Here is a 19,733-nt window from a genome sequence, read left to right as displayed (position 1 = left end):
GTCCTCGCAGCCCTGCGCGAGCTGACGTTCGCGCAGAGTCTGGGTCGCGTCGTGGTGCAGATTGGCGATGGCCTGCAGCGTGTCGGCTGTCTCAGCGCGGAGGGCATGGCCGATACCCGCCGGCAGGCGCGGCGCTCAGCCCGCGCCGAAGCCGGCGGCCAGACGCTCGCGCAGGTAGTCCACGAGCAGCCGCACGGCCGCCGGCACGTGCGCCGAGCGTGGCCGCAGGGCATAGAGCCGCGCCCCGAAGTAGCCCTGGACCGTCCAGTCGGGGAACAGCGTGACCAGCCGGCCGCCGCTCGCCAGGCTGAAGTCCGGCAGCAGGCCGATGCCCAGGCCGGCGTGGACCGCGTCGCGCAGCACCTCGCTGTTGTTCGCGCGCAGCCGGCCCTGTACCGCGATGGTGATGGGTTCGCCGTCGCCGGCGCGCTGGAAGGTCCATTGGTCGGTGGCGCGATCGCCGAAGTACAGCACGCAGTCGTGCGCGGCCAGCTCGTGCGGATGCGTGGGCATGCCGCGCGTTCGCAGGTAGGTGGGGCTCGCCACGAGCCGCGAGCGCGTCTCGCACAGTGTCCAGGCGATGCAGGTCTCGGGCGGCGCGCTGGTATGCCGGATGGCCAGGTCGAAGCCTTCGTGGAGCATGTTCACGAGACGATCGACCAGCTCCAGCTCGATGCGGATCTCGGGGTACTTCCTGAGGAACGCCGAGAGCAGCGGCGCGAGGTGCTGGCGCCCCAGCGCGACCGGCGCGGTGACGCGCAGGTTGCCGCGCGGCGTGCCGGTCATGTCCTTGACGGCGAGCAGTGAGGCGCCGATGCGGGCGAAGGCGGGGCTGGCCTCGGCGACCAGCGCGTGGCCAGCCTGGGTGAGCGAGACCTGGCGCGTGGTACGCCGCACCAGGGCCAGCCCGGTGGCACGCTCCAGCGCGTGCACGCGCATGCTCACCGACGCCTTGGATATGCCCAGCCGCTGCGCGGTCTGCGTGAAGCTGCCGGTCTGCTCGAGCACCGTCAGCAGGTAGATGTCGCCCACCAGGGGGGCAATCTGGTCGAGCGCCATGCCGTCTCCCGTCTCGATTGTTGATTATATTGAATACTGAAGTTCAGGAATTGGTCTTCTCGGCTGCGGGCCGCCTGCCTAGACTAGGGCGATCTTTGGAACTCCGACGAGAGGATTACCCGATGAGCATCGCTTTGAACCTGCACGGCGCCGACGCCGTGACCGGCCACTGGATCGGCGGCGAGCACGTCGTGCCCGCGCAGGCCGAAGCCCGCGACGTCTACAACCCGGCCCAAGGCGTGGCGGCCTCGTGCGTGGTGCTCGGCACCCAGGCCGACGTCGATGCCGCCGTGGCCTGCGCAGCGGCCGTCGGGCCGGCCTGGGCCGACATGCCGCCCGTGCGCCGCGCGCGCATCCTGTTCCGTTTCCTGCAGCTTCTCAACGAACACAAGGACACTCTGGCCGCCGCCATCACTGCCGAGCATGGCAAGGTCTTCAGCGACGCCCAGGGCGAAGTCGCGCGCGGCATCGACATCGTCGAGTTCGCCTGCGGCATCCCGCGCCTGCTCACGACGGGCTTCTCCGACCAGGTCGCGCCCGGCATGGACAACTGGGTGCTGCGCCAGCCACTGGGCGTGGTCGCCGGCGTCACGCCGTTCAACTTTCCGGTGATGGTGCCGATGTGGATGTTCCCCATTGCGTTGGCGACCGGGAACACCTTCGTCCTCAAGCCCAGCCCGACCGATCCGACGCCCTCGATCATGCTGGCCCGGCTGCTCAAGGCCGCGGGCCTGCCGGATGGTGTCTTTAACGTGGTCCAGGGCGATCACCATGCGGTCGAGGCCATCCTCCGGCATCCGCAGATCAAGGCCGTGTCCTTCGTGGGCTCGACGCCGGTGGCCCAGCATATCTACGAGACGGGTGCGCGCCACGGCAAGCGCGTGCAGGCCCTGGGCGGCGCCAAGAACCACCTGGTCGTCATGCCCGATGCCGACCTCGAACAGGCTGCCGACGCGCTCGTCGGCGCCGCCTACGGCTCCGCCGGCGAGCGCTGCATGGCTGTTTCGGTGGCCGTGTTGGTGGGCGACGTGGGCGAGCGCATCATGCCCCTGCTCGAAGCCCGCACGCGCGCGCTGAAGGTGGGCGACGGCATGTCCGCCGAATCGGAGATGGGGCCGATCGTGAGCGCTGCCGCGCGGGCGCGTATCGTGGACTGCATCGATTCCGGGGTCGCCGAAGGCGCGCACCTCATCGTCGATGGCCGCGAGCCCGGCAGCGCCGTCGGCGGCGAGCGGGGCAGGCACGGCTTCTGGCTGGGCGGCACGCTGTTCGACCGCGTCACGCCGCAGATGCGCATCTACCGCGAAGAGATCTTCGGGCCGGTGCTGAGTTGCGTGCGGGTGGCCGATGCGGGCGAGGCGCTGGATCTCGTCAACCGGCACGAGTACGCCAACGGCGTGAGCTGCTTCACCCAGGACGGCAATACTGCGCGCGAGTTCAGCCGGCGTATCGAAGTCGGCATGGTGGGGATCAACGTACCGATTCCCGTGCCGCTGGCCTGGCACGGCTTCGGCGGCTGGAAGCGTTCGCTGTTCGGCGACATGCACGTCTATGGCGACGAGGGCGTGCGCTTCTACACCCGGCAAAAGAGCATCATGCAGCGCTGGGGCGGGGACAAGGGGGGCGGCTCCGCGTTCAGCATGCCGACCCCGAGCTGAACGGCGGGCGGCCCCCGCGCCGCTCACTCCTTCCGGGCTGTGGCCGCTTGCTCGACGTCGTCGCCGAACGTCAGACCGCCTTCCTTGAATGCGCCGCCTTCGTGCCGCCTCCGGCGACCGCTTTCTTCGCACCGAGCTTGCGCGCGGCGCCGGGCTGCTTGGCCGCCTTCTTGCCGGGCTGGCCAGACACGTCGGAGCGGCTTGCAGCGCCGACCTTCGTCGCTGCCTTCTTGCCTGCCTGCTTGGTGGCCTTCTTTGCAGCCTTCTGCCCCGCTTTCTTTGCAGCCTGCTTCGCTGCATTCTTGGCGGCCTTCTGCGCAGGCTGCTCGCTCTTGGCGCGGGAGGTCTTCTTCGCCGCGGCCTTTTCGGCCTTGGCCACCGTTTGCACCGCCGTCTTCTGCGCCGGCTTGCGCTTCAACGCCAGCATCGTGCCTCGGCACGACGGGGTGCCGCAGAGGCAGCGGTACTGCTCGCGCACCGTCTTGGTGATGCGCTCGTCCAGCACCAGCCCGTAGTCGAAGAAGAGCTCATCGCCGCGCGCGACGTCCTCGAGCGCGACGATGTACACCTTGTGATCGTCGGTCTCCTCGGTTTCGCAGTTGGGTTCGCAGGAGTGGTTCACCCAGCGCGAGTCGTTGCCGTTGACGTTGCCGTCGATCACGGTGTCGTTGCTGAGCGCGAAGAAGAAGGTGTGGAAGGGGTCGTCCGGGTTCACCGGATGCCGGCGGTCGGCCTCGTCCGGGCTGATGATCTCCCCCTGGTACTCGAAGATGCGGGTGCCTGCGGGGATCTTGCGGGCGGCGTAGACGCCGGTGCCGTGCACGCGCGAGCGGCGCAGGACATGCCAGGGTTTGTCGGCTGGGCTCATCGGGAGGGGCGAGGAAAAGGTTGGCGGGCGAAACGCGGCATTGTCGCATGCGAAAGCCGGCTGTACCGCGCTATTCACCGAGGTGCGCGACCACGAAGCCGCGCAGCCAGCGATTGGCCGGGTCGCGATGAAAGCGGGCATGCCAGAAGAGATTGATGTCCACGCTGGGCAGGGCCACGGGGTGCGGGCAGTAGGCCAGGCCGAAGGGGCCGGCCAGGCGCTGGGCGTAGCGCTCGGGCACGGTGGCGACCAGATCGCTGCCGGCCACCAGCGGCGCGACGCTGACGAAGTGCGGTACGCGCAGGCGCACGCGCCGCGTGCCGGCGGCCTCGATGATGCGGTCAGCGCGGGCGTGGCCCGCCCCCTGGGACACGGTGACGTGCTCGGCCGCGAAGAAGCGGCGCAGGCTCGGCTTGCGGCCGTCGAAGGCATGCCCGCGCCGATACAGGCAGACGTAGCGCTGCGCGAACAGGCGGCGCTGGAAAGTGCCCTTGGGCAGATGGGTGATGAGCCCCAGGGCCAGGTCGACGCGGCCGGACTGCATGGCGTCCGCGAGGTCGGCTCCGTCGTTGCGCACGGTATGCAGGGCGACGCCGGGCGCGGCGGTGGCGAGCCCTTCCATCAGCGCCGGCAGCAGGGCGACTTCGCCCAGATCCGACATGGCGATGGTGAATTCGCGCTGGCTGTGCGCAGGCTCGAAGCGGTTGCCCTGGCTCAGGGCAGTGCGCAGGCCATCGAGCGCGCGCTGCACGGGCGCGGCCAGTTCCAGGGCGTAGGGCGTGGCCTGCATGCCGTCGGCGGTGCGCACGAAGACGTCGTCCTCGAGCATCGTGCGCAGGCGCTTCAGGGCATTGCTCACCCCGGGCTGAGTGATGCCCAGGCGCTGCGCCGTGCGCGAGACACTGCGCGTATCGAGCAGGTGGTGCAGCACGAGGAGCAGGTTGAGATCGATCTCTTCGAGGTCCATCCGCGGATCACCATTCGTGATATCGGCTATTGCCGACGTTCCGTATATTAATTGTGCCCGCTTACCTAGAATGAGGACACATAACGACAACCGGACATCGCCGGCCTCGCGGCCCGTGTCGTCTCGCAAGCGCAGGCGCGGCCAGGAATGCGAAGCGTGAAGGGCCGGGGGCGACCCGTGGAGACAGGAGACGCGCATGGAACATTCCGATGCCGCGCCGCAGTGGCGCGACCCCGGCAGCAGCCGGATACCCTTCTGGGCCTACACCGAGCCCGGGCTCTACCAGCGCGAGCTGGAGCGCTTCTTCTACCGCGGCCACTGGTGCTATGTGGGCCTGGAGGCCGAGATCCCGAACCCGGGCGACTTCAAGCGCAGCGTGATCGGCGAGCGCTCGGTCATCATGACCCGCGACAAGGACGGCGGCATCCATGTGGTGGAGAACGTCTGCGCGCATCGCGGCATGCAGTTCTGTCGGGAGCGCAGCGGCAACCGCAAGGTGCTGGTCTGTCCGTACCACCAATGGAGCTACACCCTGAAGGGCGACCTGCAGGGCGTACCCTTCAGGCGAGGCCTGCGCCAGGACGGGCTGATGGTGGGCGGCATGCCGGCCGATTTCGAGCCGGCGCAGAACGGGCTCACCAAGCTCGCCGTGGCCGTGCGCGGCGGAGTGGTCTTCGCCTCGTTCGACCCCGACGTGCCGCCGCTGGCGGACTTCCTGGGCCCGCGCATCACCGGCTACTTCGACCGTCTTTTCAATGGCCGTCGGCTGACCCTGCTCGGCTACAGCCGCCAGCGCATCCCGGGCAACTGGAAGCTGATGCAGGAGAACATCAAGGACCCTTACCATCCCGGGCTGCTGCATACCTGGTTCATCACCTACGGGCTCTGGCGCGCCGACAACAAGTCCGAGCTGCGCATGGACGCCGAGGGCCGCCACGCGGCCATGATCTCCACCCGGGGCAACAGCGGCAACGCCAACGAGGTGACGCAGGGCGTGACCAGCTTCAAGCAGGGCATGAAGATGAACGATGCCCGCCTGCTCGACATCGTGCCCGAGGACTGGTGGGGCGGGCCGACCGCGGTGATGATGACGGTGTTTCCGAGCGTGATCTTCCAGCAGCAGGTGAACAGCGTGTCGACCCGGCACATCCAGCCGCGCGGCCATGGCGAATTCGATTTCGTCTGGACCCATTTCGGTTTCGAGGACGACACGCCGGAGATGACGCAGCGCCGGCTGATCCAGGCCAATCTCTTCGGACCGGCCGGCTTCGTGTCTGCCGACGACGGCGAGGTGATCGAGTTCTCCCAGGACGGCTTCGCGCAGAAGCCGTCTCATCGCGCCCTGGCCGAGCTGGGCGGCACCGGCGTGGAGGAGACCGAGCACATGGTCACCGAGACGCTGATCCGCGCCATGTACGCCTACTGGCGCCGCGTGATGGAGGTCTGAGCCATGACGAGCATCGAGGACTGGCTGGCCGTGCAGCGGCTGTACGCTGCCTACACGACCGCGGTGGATGCTGGGGACTGGGACGCCTGGGTCGAGCTGTTCGTGGACGACTGCGAATACAAGCTGCAGCCGCGCGAGAACCACGAGCGCGGCCTGCCGCTGGCGACGATGTGGTTCCTCAGCAAGGACATGCTGCGCGACCGCGCCTATGGCATCCGCGAGACCCTGTTCCACGACCCGTACTACCAGCGCCACGTGGTCGAGGCGCCGAGCATCGTGCGCGAGGACGAGGGCGTGCTCGTGTGCGAGGCCAACTACGCCGTGTTCCGCACCAAGCGCGACGGCCCCAGCACGGTCTTCAACGTCGGCCGCTACCACGACCGCGTGGTGCGGACCCCCGACGGCCTGCGCTACGCGCGCCGCTGCTGCGTGTTCGACACGGAGCTCGTGCCGAACTCGATCATCTATCCGATCTAGGCGGGCTGTTGGCGCTGAGGTCGGCGCGTGGGGCCCGGGCGGGCCCCGCCGCGCCCGGCCTCAGGCCGCGGCTTTCTTGACCGCCTTCCTGACGGCTTTCTTGGCTGCCGCCTTCTTGGCTGCGGCCTTCTTCGCCGCCTTCTTCGCAGGGGCGGCCGCAGCGTCCGCGCCGGCCGTCTTGGCCGCGCTCTTGGCCGCCGTCTTGCGGCCCGGCTTCTCGGGGCGCGGCTCGAACTCGAAGCCGATCTTGCCGTCGGCCTGGCGGGTCAGGAACGCCTTGAACTTGCGGCGCGTGCGGCTGGAGACGAAGCCGTCGAGCAGGTCGGTCTTGCCGTCGCGCAGCAGCTTTTCCATCTGTTCGCGGGTGATCTCCTGCTGCAGGATGACCTTGCCCGAACGGAAGTCGCAGTGCTTGTTCGGCCCGACCGAGTGTTCGCACACGTAGCTCATGCCGTGCTCGTAGACCTGGCCATTGCACTTGGGGCAGGGGCCGAGCGCGGTCTGGCCGCTGAAATCCACCGGTTCGTTGTCGTCCTCGTCGGCCTGGCCGAAATCGAACTCGAGCTTGTAGTCGTCGGTGATGCGCAGGATTGCCGAGAACGGCCGGCCCATCTTGCTGATGAAGCCATTGAGCGGGCCGATGGTGCGCTTCTCGATCAGCTCCTCGACTTCGGCCGGCTCGAAGGTGCGCCCGCCGGGGTGCTTGCTGATGGAGAAGTCGCACACCGTGCACGCATAGCGCCGGTAGTTCTCCTTCACCACGTTGCCGCACTTGGGGCAGGGTGTTTTGAGCGTGACGTAGTCGCCGGGTACGGTGTCCCGATCGTATTCCTTGGCCCGCTTGACGATCACCTGCGTCATCTGGGCGATCTCGCGCATGAAGGCTTCGCGCGCCAGTTGGCCCTGCTCGATCTGCGAGAGTTTGTACTCCCATTCGCCGGTGAGTTCGGGCGAGGTGAGTTCGTCCACGTCCAGCCCCGACAGCAGGGTCATGAGCTGGCGGGCCTTGGCGGTCGGCACCAGTTCGCGACCCTCGCGGCGCAGGTACTGTTCGTTGATGAGCCCTTCGATGATGCCGGCGCGCGTGGCCGGCGTGCCCAGGCCGCGCGCGGACATGGCCTCGCGCAGCTCCTCGTCCTCGACCAGCTTGCCCGCGCCTTCCATGGCCGAGAGCAGGGTGGCTTCGGAGTAGCGCGCCGGCGGCTTGGTCGCCAGGCCGACGGCCTCGATCTCCTCGGTGCGCACGGTCTCGCCCTCGGCGACCGCGGTGAGCGTGGCTTCCTCGCCCTGGACGGCACGGCCGTACACGGCCAGCCAGCCCGGGTTCACCAGAACCTTGCCTTCGGTACGGAAGCGATGGCCGGCCACCTCGGTGATGCGGGTGGTGATGCGGTATTCGGCAGCCGGGAAGAACACGGCCAGGAAGCGGCGCACGACGAGATCGTAGAGCTTGCCCTCGGCGTCCGAGAGTTCGCGCGGCGCCTGCAGCGTCGGAATGATGGCGAAGTGGTCCGACACCTTGCGGTTGTCGAAGATGCGGCGATTGGGCTTGATCCAGCCGCTTTCGCGCACCTGGCGGGCGAAGGGGGCGAACGCCCTGGTGCTGCCGCTGTCGTCGGCCGCGAGCATGCCCATGGTGTCGCGCACGGTGCCGACGTAGTCCTCGGGCAGGTAGCGCGAATCCGTCCGCGGGTAGGTCAGCGCCTTGTGGCGTTCGTACAGCGCCTGCGCCAGCGCCAGCGTGGTCTTGGCCGAAAAGCCGAAGCGCGAGTTGGCCTCGCGCTGCAGGCTGGTCAGGTCATAGAGCAGGGGCGAGAGCTGGGTCGAAGGCTTCGATTCTTCGCTGACGCTGCCCGGCTGGTCGCGGCAGGCGACCACGACCGATTCGGCGGCGGCCTTGCTCCAGAGGCGCGTATCGCGCTTTTCCGGATCGCGTTCGTCGCGCTTGTGCGCCGGATCGAACCACTTGCCCTCGTAGAAGCCGGCCGCGGCCACGAACTGCGCGCGCACTTCCCAGTAGTCGCGCGAGACGAAATGGCGGATGCGCTCCTCACGCTCGTTGACGATCGCCAGAGTGGGCGTCTGCACGCGGCCCACGGGCGTCTTGAAGAAGCCGCCGTCCTTGCTGTTGAAGGCCGTCATGGCGCGCGTGCCGTTGATGCCGACCAGCCAGTCCGCCTCGGCGCGCGAGCGCGCGGCGGCTTCCAGTGGCTTCATCGTGTCGTCGGTGCGCAGGCTGGCGAAGGCGTCGCGGATGGCCTGCTGGGTCATGGACTGCAGCCACAGGCGTTGTACCGGTTTCTTCGCGCCCGAGAACTGCAGGATGTAGCGGAAGATCAGCTCGCCCTCGCGGCCCGCGTCACAGGCGTTGATGATGGCGTCGACGTCCTTGCGCTTGATCAGCCTGACCAGAAGCCTGAGGCGCTCCTCGGAGCGCTTGTCGGCCGGGCCGAGAGCGAATTCCGGCGGAATGACGGGCAGGTGGGTGAAGCTCCACTTGCCCTTGACAGGATCGTTGGGCGCGACCAGCGTCAGCAGGTGCCCAACGCTGGACGACAGCACGTACTGATCGCTCTCGAAGTACTCCCCTTCGCGCTTGAACCCGCCCAGGGCCCGCGAGATGTCGAGCGCCACGGACGGCTTCTCGGCGATTATGAGTGTCTTTCCCATCGATTTCCAAGTTCCATACAGCACCGCGCCCCGAAGGGGCGCGGTCGGATGCCCCGGCATCATACGGGGCAGCATTCTTGCCATGCAAGTCGGTGACAGTATGTCACCGGCATCGGACCCCGGAACCGCCTTCGGCGCCGGTGTCGAGCCGCGCATCATGCGCGCCCTGCGGCACCGTCGGGCGGCCCGCTTGCAAGTTTCGGACCGTTACGGCGATGGCCGCGCGCAAGCACGGCCGAAAAGCACAGCGCCGCGCGGAGCGCGGCGCTGTAAAGGTGGCGACGATAGTGGCCGTTTCAATGCAAGCGGCGGGTGGCCCCATCCTCGAGCAGTTCTTCGAGCACGAGATTGTCGATGTCGGCCTCCTGGCTCCAGAGCACCATGAGCACGGCGATGCGCAGTTTCTCGAGCGGCACCGGCGCCTCGCCCAGCGCCAGGGCGCGGTCGATCACGATCTCGCGCAGCGGCGCCGACAGGATGCCGGCGCCTTCGAGAAAGGCGATGAAGCCGATGGCTTCCGTACCCAGCAATTGGTATTCGGCTTCCGCGTAGACGCGGGCGCCGGAGCACGGCATGCGGGACATGTCGACGCACTGCTGGGTGGACTCGGCCAGGCCGGAGAGCCAGGACAAGGCATCGTCGATGTCTTCGTGCTCGAAACCCGCAGCGGCCAGACGCCGCGCCAGAGCTTCCGCATCGGGACAGGCTTCGGGCGCGTGGTAATTGTCGAAGAGATAAACGAGGATATCGAACATGAGCGCGCACTGGTAGGTGAGACTACTGTACCAGAATCCCGAAGCCGGTTTGCGCCTGTCGACGGTCTGCAACGGCTGGCCGCGCGCTCTGCTGCGGGAGCGGTATCCGCGCATGGCGGGCAGAAACTTTTCGCAATGCCCATGCCCTGCCCCGGCAGGCGCGCGCGGGCCGGCGAGCCTGCCGGGGCAGGGGCGGCGCCGCGGCGCCGGGCCGCGGGTTTCAGCCCAGGGTGAGTTCGATCAGTTCGGCGCCTTCGGCCACCTGGTCGCCGGGGGCATAGCGTACGGCCGCCACCTTGCCGGCGGCCGGCGCGGTGATGGTGTGCTCCATTTTCATGGCTTCCATGACGACCAGCGCCTGCCCGGCCTTGACGGTGTCGCCCGGGTTGGCATGCACGGCGATGATCTTGCCGGGCATCGGCGCTGCCAGGTGGCCGGCGCCGGCGGCCTCGTTGGCGCCGGCTGCCGGGTCGGGCAGGCTGAACGTGTAGCGGCGGGCATCGTGGAACACGGTGATGCCCGTCTGGCCCACGAGGACGGTGCCGCTGGCCGTCTGTCCGCCCAGCGTCACGCGCACCGTGGCGCAGGCGGGATCGTCGGCGAGCCAGGCGAAGGGCGTGGCCGGCTGCTCGTCCAGGCGCAGGCCGGCCGCGTCCACCTGGATGCGGCGGGTATCGCCCTGATCGATCAGTTCCAGCACCCGGGACGCTGCGCCGCCCGGCCGCCAGTCGTCGGCAATGTCCCAGGGGTCCGGCGAGCACGCCGCGGCGCGGGCCTGCTGGCGCAGCAGGCCGGCCGCGCCCAGCGCCAGGGCCACGGAGGGAGCGGGCGCCGGACGCGGCTGCAGGCTGGCCTTGCGGCGTTCGATGAGGCCGGTGTCCAGGTCGGCCTGGGCGAAGGCCTCGTCGTCCATCAGCCGGGCGAGGAAGGCGACGTTGGTGTGCACGCCGGCGATCTCGGTCTGGCCGAGCGCCTGACGCATGCGCCGGCGCGCCTCGTCGCGGTCGCGGCCCCAGACGATGAGCTTGGCGATCATCGGGTCGTAGTAGGGCGTGATCGCATCGCCCGCGCGCACCCCGCCGTCCACCCGCACGGCGGCGGGCTCGCCCGCGTCTGCGCCCACCGTGAAGGCGACGTGCGCAGGCAGGCGCAGGTGCTGCAGCCGCCCGACCGAGGGCAAAAAGCCCTTGTCGGCATTCTCCGCATAGATGCGCGCTTCGATGGCGTGGCCGTGCAGGCGCAGCGCCTCCTGGCCGCAGGGCAGCGGCTCGCCCGCTGCCACCCGCAGTTGCCACTCGACCAGGTCGTGGCCGCAGACCATCTCGGTGACCGGGTGCTCCACCTGGAGCCGGGTATTCATCTCCATGAAATAGAAGCGGCCGTCCGGCTCGGCGATGAACTCCACGGTGCCGGCTCCCACGTAGCCGACCGCGCGCGCCGCGGCGACCGCGGCCTCGCCCATGGCGCGGCGGCGCTCCCCGGTCATCCCGGGGGCGGGCGCTTCCTCGATCACCTTCTGGTGGCGACGCTGCACCGAGCAGTCGCGCTCGAACAGGTAGAGGCAGTTGCCCTGCGTGTCCGCGAAGACCTGGATTTCGATGTGGCGGGGTTTCTGCAGATAGCGCTCGATCAGCACTTGGTCGTCGCCGAAGCTGGCCGCTGCCTCGCGGCGGCACGAGGCCAGTGCACCGGTGAAGGCCGTGCTGCTCTCGACCACGCGCATGCCCTTGCCGCCGCCGCCCGCGCTGGCCTTGATGAGCACCGGGTAGCCGATCTCGTCGGCGCGCGCGTGGAGGAACTCGGCTTCCTGCGTGTCGCCGTGGTAGCCGGGCACCAGCGGGACGCCGGCGCGCTCCATCAGGGCCTTGGCGGCCGACTTGCTGCCCATGGCCGCGATCGCCGACGCGGGGGGGCCGACGAACACGATGCCCGCGTCGGCGCAGGCGCGGGCGAAGGCTTCGTTCTCGGAAAGAAATCCGTAGCCGGGGTGGATGGCTTGCGCGCCGGTGCGCCGGGCCGCGTCGAGCACGGCGTCGGCGCGCAGGTAGCTGTCGCGCGCGGCGGGCCCGCCGATGCGTACGGCCTCGTCGCAGGCCGCGACGTGGCGGGCGCCGGCGTCGGCGTCCGAATAGACCGCGACCGTGCGGATGCCCAGGCGCCGCGCAGTGGCGGCCACGCGGCAGGCAATCTCGCCGCGGTTGGCGATCAGCAGGGTGTGGAACATGGGTTGTCTCCGGTGCAGGGTCTGTCTGGCTTGCAGGGTGTTTGAGGGCCGGGCTGGCGGCCGCTACATGCGGAACACCCCGAAGCGCGTCTCCGGAATCGGCGCGTTCAGCGCCGCCGACAGCGAGAGCGCAAGCACGCGGCGGGTGTCGGCTGGGTCGATGATGCCGTCATCCCACAGGCGCGCGGTGGCGTAGTACGGATGGCCTTCGCGATCGTACTGGGCCCGGATCGGCGCCTTGAAGGCTTCCTCGGCCTCGTCGCTCCATTCTTCCCCGCGCGCGCTCATGCCGTCGCGCCTGACGGTGGCGAGCACTGTGGCGGCCTGCTCGCCGCCCATGACCGAGATGCGCGCATTGGGCCACATGTAGAGAAAGCGGGGGCTGTAGGCGCGCCCGCACATGCCGTAGTTGCCGGCGCCGAACGAGCCGCCGATGATGACGGTGAGCTTGGGTACGCGCGCGGTCGCCACCGCGGTGACGAGCTTGGCGCCGTGCCGCGCGATGCCCTCGTTCTCGTACTTGCGGCCCACCATGAAGCCGGTGATGTTCTGCAGGAAGACGAGCGGAATGCGCCGCTGGCAGCACAGCTCGATGAAGTGCGCGCCCTTCTGCGCCGATTCCGAGAACAGGATGCCGTTGTTGGCGATGATGCCCACCGGCATGCCGTGCAGGTGGGCGAAGCCGGTGACCAGGGTGGCGCCGTAGCGGGCCTTGAACTCCTCGAACGCCGAATCGTCGACGATGCGCGCGATCACTTCGCGCACGTCGTAGGGCTTGCGCGTGTCGGCCGGGACGATGCCGTGCAGCTCGGCCGGGTCGTAGCGCGGCGGCAGGGGCTCGCGCAGCGCGAGCTGGGCGGGTTTGGTGAGGTTGAGCCGCGCCACCGCGTCGCGCGCGAGCTGCAGGGCGTGGGCGTCGTTGGCGGCGAGATGGTCGGCCACGCCCGAGAGCCGGGTGTGCACGTCGCCGCCGCCCAGGTCTTCGGCGCTGACCACTTCGCCGGTGGCCGCCTTCACCAGTGGCGGGCCGCCCAGGAAGATCGTGCCCTGGTCGCGCACGATGATGGATTCGTCGCTCATGGCCGGCACGTAGGCGCCGCCGGCGGTGCACGAGCCCATCACCACCGCGAGCTGGGCGATGCCCTCGGCGGACATGTTGGCCTGGTTGTAGAAGATGCGGCCGAAGTGCTCGCGGTCGGGAAACACCTCGTCCTGGCGCGGCAGGTTGGCGCCGCCCGAGTCGACCAGGTAGATGCAGGCAAGCCGGTTCTGCTGCGCGATCTCCTGCGCGCGCAGGTGCTTCTTCACGGTCATCGGGTAATACGTACCGCCCTTGACCGTGGCGTCGTTGCAGACGATGACGCATTCCTTGCCGTTGACGCGCCCGATGCCGGTGATGATGCCGGCTGCTGGCGCTTCGCCGTCGTACATGCCGTGCGCGGCCAGCGGCGACAGTTCCAGGAAGGCGCTGCCCGGATCGAGCAGCCGCCGGATGCGTTCGCGCGGGAGCAGTTTGCCGCGCGCCGTGTGCTTGGCCGCAGCCGCGGCGCCACCGCCTTGCGCCGTGCTTTCCAGCAGTGCGCGCAAGGCCTCGACCTCCCGGCGCATGGCGCTGGCATTGGTGGCGTACGCGTCGGATCGCGTATCGATGCGCGATTCGATGATCGACATGAAACCTGGTCTCCCGTGATGGTTCTTCTGGCCCCGCACACCGCAGCGGCGGGGATGCCCCCCGGCTGGAGGGCGGGGCCGCGGCGTGCGCGGCCCCGGGGGGCCCGCCTAGTGCGTAGCCGGCCTCAGACCAGCTCGACCGCCATGGCCACGGCCTCGCCGCCGCCGATGCACAGCGTGGCCACGCCGCGCTTGCCGCCGCGCTGGCGCAGCGCGCCGAGCAGGGTCACGAGGATGCGTGCGCCCGACGCGCCGATGGGGTGGCCCAGGGCGCAGGCGCCGCCATGCACGTTGACTTTCTCGTGCGGCAGCTTGTGCTCCTGCATGGCCGCCATGGTCACCACCGCGAAGGCTTCGTTGATCTCGTAGAGATCGACCTCGCCCGCGTTCCAGCCCGTCTTGTCGAAGAGCTTGGACATGGCCTTGACCGGCGCCGTGGTGAACCAGGGCGCTTCCTGCGAGTGCTGGGTGTGGCCGACCACGCGCGCCAGCGGCTTGACGCCCAGGCGCTCGGCGGTCGAGGCGCGCATCATGACCAGCGCCGCGGCGCCGTCGGAAATCGACGACGAGGTGGCGGCAGTGACCGTGCCGTCCTTCTTGAAGGCGGGCCTGAGGTTGGGGATCTTGGTCGGATCGGCCTTGAAGGGCGCTTCGTCGGAGGCGACCTCGGTATCGCCCTTGCGGCCGGCCACCTTGACCGGGGTGACTTCCCAGTCGAAGCTGCCGTCCTCGACCGCGGTCCTGGCCCGGCGCAGCGACTCGATGGCGAAGGCATCCTGCTGCTCGCGCGTGAAGCCGAACTTGGCGGCGGTGTCCTCGGCGAACACGCCCATGGCCTTGCCCTTGTCGTAGGCGTCTTCCAGCCCGTCGAGGGCCATGTGGTCATAGACCGTGGAATGGCCGTAGCGATAGCCCTGGCGCCCGCGCAACAGGAGGTAGGGCGCGTTGCTCATGCTTTCCTGGCCGCCGGCGACGAACACCTCGCCGCTGCCGGCGATGAGCAGGTCGTTGGCCAGCATGGCCGCCTTCAGGCCGGAACCGCAGACCTTGTGCAGCGTGGAGCACGCCACGCTGCGGGGCAGGCCGGCGCCGAGCGCGGCCTGGCGGGCCGGGGCCTGGCCCTGCCCGGCCTGCAGCACGTTGCCCATGATGACTTCGTCGACGGCGTCGCCGGCGATGCCGGCCCGCTCGAGCGCAGCCTTGATGGCTGCCGAGCCCAGCTCGTGGGCGGCCAGCGAAGAGAGGCTGCCCAGCATGCCGCCCATGGGCGTGCGGGCTGCCGAAACGATGACGATGGGATCGGACATGAGAGTCTCCTTCTAGGACACGTCGGGGGTAGTGAAAGGCGGCGGGGCGCTGCGCCCGCCGCGGGTTCTGTCGTTGCACATCCTACGTCTGGCCTGCTTCGCCGCCCGCAGGCGCGAGCAGCGCGTCGTTGGCGGCGAAGCGCTTGGCCGGGTCGTAGGGGAAGATGTCTTCGATGCGGCCGCGCTGGGCGCCCGCGCGGCAGCGCTCCCACCAGTCGGCGTCGAGCAGCTCCGCATGGCTGGCCAGAAAGATCTCGCGCACGCGCGGATCGCCCAGCAGGAAATGCCGGAATTCCTCGGGAAACACATCGTTCGGACCGATCGCGTACCAAGGTTCGCTGGACATTTCGGCCTCCTCGTTGGGCGCGGGCGGGATGCGCCGAAAATGCATCTCCGTCATCGGCTGGATCTCGTCGTAATCGTAGAACACGATGCGGCCCAGGCGCGTGACGCCGAAGTTCTTGAACAGCATGTCGCCGGGAAAGATGTTGGCTGCGGCCAGCTCGCGGATGGCGTTGCCGTACTCGCGTACGCCATGGCGTAGCTGCATGGGCGAGGCGCGCTGGAGAAAGAGGTTGAGCGGCGTCATGCGTCGCTCGATGTAGACGTGGCGGATGACGATGGTGCCGTCATGCTCTTCGAGCAGGCTGGGGGCGAGCGCCTTGAGTTCGTCGATCACGGCCTCGTCGAAGCGCTCGCGCGGCAGCGCCACCTGCGAGTATTCCCAGGTATCGGCCATGCGGCCTATGCGGTCGTGCATCTTCACGAGCTGGTACTTGCGCTTGACCGTCTCGCGCGTCATGCCGTCCTTGGCGATGCGGTCCTTGATCACCTTGAACACGTAGGGATAGGAGGGCAGGGTGAACACGCTCATCACCATGCCCTTGATGCCGGGGGCGATGACGAAGCGGTCCTGCGAGTGCTTCAGGTGATCGAGGAAGTCGCGATAGAAGAGCGTCTTGCCCTGCTTCTGCAGGCCGATCATGGTGTAGAGCTCGGCCTTGGGCTTGTTGGGCAGCAGCGTGCGCAGAAAGCTCACGTAGGCCGAAGGCGCGTCCATGTCGACCAGGAAGTACGCGCGCGTGAAGCTGAACAGGGTGGCCAGATCGTCGGCCGAGAACAGCAGCGTGTCGGCGTAGATCTCGCCCGCCGCGCTGCGCAGCAGCGGGATGGCGAAGGGATAGATGGTATTGGCGTTGATGATGCGCCCGACCGCGTAGGCGCCCTTGTTGCGAAAGAACAGGGTCGAGAGCACCTGGATCTGCAGGTCGGGCTCGATCTGGAAGCCGCCGATGCGCGGCGACGCATGCAGGCGCATCTCGCGCAGCCCGGCCGCGATCAGCCGGCGCACGTCGCGCGGCAGATCCTCGTAGGGCGCGGCCAGGCCGAAGTCGGCCAGCATCTGCGTGACGGCGCGGCGCAGCCCCAGGCCGCGCGGATAGTAGGCGCGGTAGGACGGACGGGCCGAATCCAGGAAATCGGCGGCCACCGCCGGCCGTACGAAGATGAAGTCGTTGTTGAAGTATTCGCGGCGCAGGATCTTGCACGACACCGAGTTGAAGAACGTCTCGGCGCATTCGGGCTGCAGGTGGTCGGCGAGCAGGGGCAGGTATTCCTGCTTGACCTGCTGCCAGACCCTGTCGGGCAGCGCGCCGGCGTGAAACGCGCGCTCCAGCCGCGCGACGCATTCGCGCACGCGCGCATCGTAGTACTCGATGCGGTCGCGGTTCAGGCGCTGGATGCCGCGCCAGTCGCCGTTCTCGAACAGCGTCTTGGCGCGCTGCGCGCAGTAGCGGAACAGCGCATAGTGGCGATCGAAGCCCGCCAGGATGGCCTCGGCGATCCGGCGCGGATCGGGTGCGGCGGGGGGCGGGGGAGCGACCGTGCGCACATCCCCGGACGTGACCGGCAGATTCATGAAGCAGCTTCCTTTGCCGCGTGCAACCGTTGGTGCCATGGCGCCCGCGAGCATCATGGCTTCACGCAGTCTCCGAATACAACTCGCGGCCGATCAGCATACGCCGGATTTCGCTGGTGCCGGCACCGATTTCGTAGAGCTTGGCATCGCGCCAGAGGCGCCCGCTAGGGTATTCATTGATATAGCCGTTGCCGCCGAGGATCTGGATCGACTCGCCGGCGGCCCAGGTGGCGCGCTCGGCGCAGTACAGGATGACCGCCGCGCAGTCCTTGCGCACCTGGCGCACGTGCGCGCTGCCGAGGCGGTCCAGGTTGCGCCCTACCGCATAGCAGTAGGCGCGGCAGGCCTGCAGCGTGGTGTAGAGATCGGCCACCTTGGCCTGGATCAACTGGAACTCGCCGATCGACTGGTTGAACTGCTTGCGCTCGTGCACGTAGGGCATGACCACGTCCAGCGCCGCCTGGATGATGCCGACCGGGCCGCCGGCCAGCACCGCCCGCTCGTAGTCCAGGCCGCTCATCAGCACCTTCACGCCCTCCCCCTCGCGGCCGAGCACGTTCTCGACCGGCACTTCGCAGTCGCGGAACACGAGCTCGCCCGTGTGGCTGCCGCGCATGCCCAGCTTGTCGAGCTTCTGCGCCACCGAGAAGCCCGGAAAGCTCTTCTCGACGATGAAGGCGGTCATGCCGCGCGCGCCCGCCTCGGGGTCGGTCTTGGCGTACACCACCAGTGTGTCGGCGTCCGGGCCGTTGGTGATCCACATCTTGGTACCGTTGAGCACGTAGCGCTCGCCGCGCAGCTCGGCGCGCAGCTTCATGCTGACCACGTCCGAGCCCGCGTTCGGCTCGCTCATGGCCAGCGCGCCGATGTGTTCGCCGCTGATGAGCTTGGGCAGGTATCGGCGCTTCTGGGCTTCGCTGCCGTTGCGGTTGATCTGGTTCACGCACAGGTTGGAGTGCGCGCCGTACGAAAGCGCCACCGAGGCGCTGGCGCGCGAGATCTCCTCCATCGCCACCATGTGCGCGAGGTAGCCCAGGTTGGCGCCGCCGTATTCTTCGCCGACGGTGATGCCGAGCACGCCCAGCTCGCCGAACTTGCGCCATAGATCCATGGGGAACTGGTCGGTGCGGTCGATCTCGGCGGCCCGGGGCGCGATTTCGCGTTCCGCGAACTGGCGCACCGCGTCGCGCAGCATGTCGATGTCCGAACCAAGATCGAAGTCGATACCGGGGGCTTGCATGCGGGTCTCCTGGCGGTTGGGCGTGTTCTGCCTGCGTGTTGACGTTTACGTAAACGTCAATTTGAGCACAGGCAGGTTTGGGCGATCAATAGGGAATGGCGAGATGCGGGAGCAGGCGGTTGGCCACGGGCGTGCTTTGATACACTACTAATACGAATCAAACTCATTTTCAAGAGAGTGTCCGACGGGTCGGCGCTTTCCCGGCCGCGCACACGGAGAGGACGAATGTCGAACATGGGGCCGGCACCGCAGGATGCGCGCACCCTCTATCACGATCACCATGGCTGGCTGTACGCGTTGCTGCGCCGCAAGCTCAGGTGCACCGCCGATGCCGCCGACCTGGCGCACGATGTGTTCGTACGCCTGCTCATCAAGCCGCGCAGCTTCGACTCCCATGAAGGTACGCGGGCCTACCTGAGCACCATGGCGCGTGGCCTGTGCACGGATCTCTGGCGGCGTCGGCAGATCGAGCAGGCTTGGCTGGATGCCCTGGCCGCGCAGCCTGCCGCGCACGTGCCGTCGGCCGAGGTCTGCGCCACCGTGCTCGAAACCCTCTACCAGCTCGACGCGCTGTTGCGCCGCCTGCCTCACCGTGCGGCGGATGCGTTTCTGCTCGCCATGGTGCACGAGTTGCCGGATCGCGAGATCGCCGCGCGCCTGGGCGTGTCCGAGCGCACGGTGCGCAACCACGTGGCGCGCGCGCTGCTTGCCTGCACAGCGTGGCAGGCGCGGGCCGAATGATGCCGGTGGTGCCTGCACCCGCGGCCAGGAGTGCCCGGTGAGTTCGCGCTCGTCCACCCGCAGCGGGCCGCAAATTGACGCCAGCGCGCGGGCGCTGCGCGACGCCGCGGACTGGTTTGCCCGGCTGCGCGATGGGCAGGCGACCCAGGACGAACACGCGCGCTGGCACGCCTGGATCGAGGCCGATCCGGCGCACCGGGCGGCCTGGACACAGATCGCCGCCGTCGGCGCGCGTCTCGCCCCCTTGCGTGGCGAAGGCGCTGCGGCCGCCGATGCCGCATTGCGTCGCCCGCGCATGCCGGCGCGCCGGGCGGCGCTGCTGGGCGTGGCTGCGCTGACGGGCGCCACGGCGGCCTGGTCCCTGCGCCCGGACAGCCCGGCCCGGCGCAGCCTGGCCTGGTGGCAGGCCGATCAGCACACCGCCACCGGCGAGATTCGCCGCCTGGCGCTGCCGGATGGTTCCGAACTCTGGCTCAACACCGCATCTGCGGTGGACCTGGATTTCGGAGCGGGACGGCGCGTGGTGTACCTGCGTGCGGGGCAGATTCTGGTGCAGACGGCCCCGGCACCGGCGGGCGCGCCGCCCTTTCTGGTAGAGACTGCGCAAGGCCGGCTGCGAGCCTTGGGCACTCGCTTCAGCGTGCGCGACGATGCCGCAGAAGGTATTTCGCTGGCCGTGTACGAGGGGGCCGTTGCGGTGCGTGCCGAGCCGCTCGCGCCGGAGCGCATTC

General features: G+C 68.8%; 14 protein-coding genes and 1 pseudogene. 5 read left to right on the top strand and 10 right to left on the bottom strand.

Features of this window, described 5'->3' with window-relative positions; genetic code table 11:
- Positions 1 to 135: 135 nt before the first annotated feature.
- Positions 136 to 1,059, bottom strand: coding sequence for a LysR family transcriptional regulator (locus tag FOZ76_RS13675; protein WP_143948833.1), 924 nt, complete (start codon positions 1,057 to 1,059; stop codon positions 136 to 138).
- Between the two features lie 122 nt (positions 1,060 to 1,181).
- Between FOZ76_RS13675 and FOZ76_RS13670 the strand changes: the two genes are divergently transcribed.
- Complete coding sequence (locus tag FOZ76_RS13670; RefSeq protein ID WP_143948832.1) at positions 1,182 to 2,717, top strand: CoA-acylating methylmalonate-semialdehyde dehydrogenase; 1,536 nt, start codon at positions 1,182 to 1,184, stop codon at positions 2,715 to 2,717.
- A 367-nt stretch (positions 2,718 to 3,084) separates the two neighbouring features.
- Here FOZ76_RS13670 and FOZ76_RS27960 read toward each other — a convergent pair.
- Both FOZ76_RS27960 and FOZ76_RS13660 read right to left on the bottom strand, forming a co-directional pair.
- A pseudogene (locus FOZ76_RS27960) lies at positions 3,085 to 3,585 on the bottom strand (SET domain-containing protein); the annotation flags it as partial.
- Between the two features lie 70 nt (positions 3,586 to 3,655).
- Complete coding sequence (locus FOZ76_RS13660) at positions 3,656 to 4,552, bottom strand: LysR family transcriptional regulator (RefSeq protein WP_143948831.1); 897 nt, start codon at positions 4,550 to 4,552, stop codon at positions 3,656 to 3,658.
- 196 nt (positions 4,553 to 4,748) lie between these two features.
- On the opposite strand from FOZ76_RS13660, the gene FOZ76_RS13655 reads away from it, so the two are divergent.
- Positions 4,749 to 5,999 (top strand): aromatic ring-hydroxylating dioxygenase subunit alpha, encoded by a 1,251-nt coding sequence (locus FOZ76_RS13655; protein ID WP_143948830.1) that lies wholly within the window; start codon positions 4,749 to 4,751, stop codon positions 5,997 to 5,999.
- Between the two features lie 3 nt (positions 6,000 to 6,002).
- The gene (locus FOZ76_RS13650; protein ID WP_143948829.1) at positions 6,003 to 6,476 is read left to right on the top strand and encodes an aromatic-ring-hydroxylating dioxygenase subunit beta; all 474 of its coding nucleotides are present in this window, start codon (positions 6,003 to 6,005) and stop codon (positions 6,474 to 6,476) included.
- A gap of 60 nt (positions 6,477 to 6,536) precedes the next feature.
- Here FOZ76_RS13650 and FOZ76_RS13645 read toward each other — a convergent pair whose 3' ends face one another.
- From FOZ76_RS13645 to FOZ76_RS13615, 7 genes are all read right to left on the bottom strand, one after another.
- Positions 6,537 to 9,146: a DNA topoisomerase III gene (locus tag FOZ76_RS13645; RefSeq protein WP_143948828.1), complete on the bottom strand. Its 2,610-nt coding sequence runs from the start codon at positions 9,144 to 9,146 to the stop codon at positions 6,537 to 6,539.
- 296 nt (positions 9,147 to 9,442) lie between these two features.
- Entirely contained in the window at positions 9,443 to 9,901 is a 459-nt protein-coding gene (locus FOZ76_RS13640; protein ID WP_143948827.1) for a Smg family protein, read from the bottom strand.
- A 220-nt stretch (positions 9,902 to 10,121) separates the two neighbouring features.
- Positions 10,122 to 12,125 carry an acetyl/propionyl/methylcrotonyl-CoA carboxylase subunit alpha gene (locus tag FOZ76_RS13635; RefSeq protein ID WP_143948826.1) on the bottom strand — a complete coding sequence of 668 codons (2,004 nt, stop codon included), beginning with the start codon at positions 12,123 to 12,125 and terminating at the stop codon, positions 10,122 to 10,124.
- 63 nt (positions 12,126 to 12,188) lie between these two features.
- On the bottom strand, positions 12,189 to 13,796 hold the full coding sequence (locus FOZ76_RS13630; protein ID WP_143948825.1) for a carboxyl transferase domain-containing protein: 1,608 nt from the start codon (positions 13,794 to 13,796) through the stop codon (positions 12,189 to 12,191).
- A gap of 125 nt (positions 13,797 to 13,921) precedes the next feature.
- Positions 13,922 to 15,103, bottom strand: coding sequence for an acetyl-CoA C-acyltransferase (locus FOZ76_RS13625; RefSeq protein ID WP_143948824.1), 1,182 nt, complete (start codon positions 15,101 to 15,103; stop codon positions 13,922 to 13,924).
- 82 nt (positions 15,104 to 15,185) lie between these two features.
- On the bottom strand, positions 15,186 to 17,021 hold the full coding sequence (gene aceK, locus FOZ76_RS13620; protein ID WP_143948823.1) for a bifunctional isocitrate dehydrogenase kinase/phosphatase: 1,836 nt from the start codon (positions 17,019 to 17,021) through the stop codon (positions 15,186 to 15,188).
- A gap of 61 nt (positions 17,022 to 17,082) precedes the next feature.
- Positions 17,083 to 18,261 carry an isovaleryl-CoA dehydrogenase gene (locus tag FOZ76_RS13615; RefSeq protein WP_143948822.1) on the bottom strand — a complete coding sequence of 393 codons (1,179 nt, stop codon included), beginning with the start codon at positions 18,259 to 18,261 and terminating at the stop codon, positions 17,083 to 17,085.
- Positions 18,262 to 18,486: 225 nt separating this feature from the next.
- On the opposite strand from FOZ76_RS13615, the gene FOZ76_RS13610 reads away from it, so the two are divergent.
- Together FOZ76_RS13610 and FOZ76_RS13605 are read left to right on the top strand one after the other, a co-directional pair.
- A complete protein-coding gene (locus FOZ76_RS13610; protein WP_143948821.1) occupies positions 18,487 to 19,002 on the top strand; it encodes a sigma-70 family RNA polymerase sigma factor in 516 nt (171 codons plus the stop codon).
- A gap of 37 nt (positions 19,003 to 19,039) precedes the next feature.
- The coding region (locus tag FOZ76_RS13605) for a FecR domain-containing protein (RefSeq protein ID WP_170235438.1) at positions 19,040 to 19,733 on the top strand (694 nt) is incomplete at its 3' end.

The organism is Verticiella sediminum (assembly GCF_007558815.1).
Lineage (GTDB): Bacteria > Pseudomonadota > Gammaproteobacteria > Burkholderiales > Burkholderiaceae_B > Verticiella > Verticiella sediminum.
Note: the sequence above shows the minus strand (reverse complement) of the source record. Positions and strands in the feature narration are given on the sequence as shown.